1 protein-coding gene is annotated in these 503 nt (G+C 44.1%); it reads left to right on the plus strand.

Features of this window, described 5'->3' with window-relative positions:
* A partial coding sequence (locus R8N49_RS30900) for an OmpA family protein (RefSeq protein ID WP_318190922.1) occupies positions 1 to 439 on the plus strand: 439 nt, incomplete at its 5' end.
* Positions 440 to 503: the final 64 nt, after the last annotated feature.

Below are 503 nucleotides of genomic sequence, written 5' to 3' on the forward strand. Positions count from 1 at the left end.
TGAAGTTGACAATGATGGCTGTGGCGAATACATCAAAGCATCTGAGAAAATGCAGGTTCGTGTGCTATTTGCCAACGATTCTGATGAGATCAATCCGGTATTTCGTCGTCAAATTCGTGAGTTGTCTGACTTCTTGAAGGATTACCCAACGTCCTCGATTGAACTACAAGGTTACGCGAGTAAAACAGGTGGTTCAAAACACAATCAAGATCTCTCTGAACGACGAGCGAAAAACGTGCGTGACGCGCTATTAAGTTACGGTATTGAACCAAATCGTGTTCGCATCATTGGTTTTGGTGACACACATCTAGCAGAGCAAGGCACCGATCAGGTAAGTCACGCACTTAACCGCCGAGTGACCGCATCTGTTGTTGGTTACAAGGGTAAAGTTAAAAAAGAGTGGACGATCTTTACGACGCTTCCTGAAGCAGAAAGCTAATCTAAACTTTTACACTCTCACATCGCACTCAGATTTGACAAAAGGAGCTTCGGCTCCTTTTCTT

Source organism: Vibrio sp. 1978, assembly GCF_033344345.1.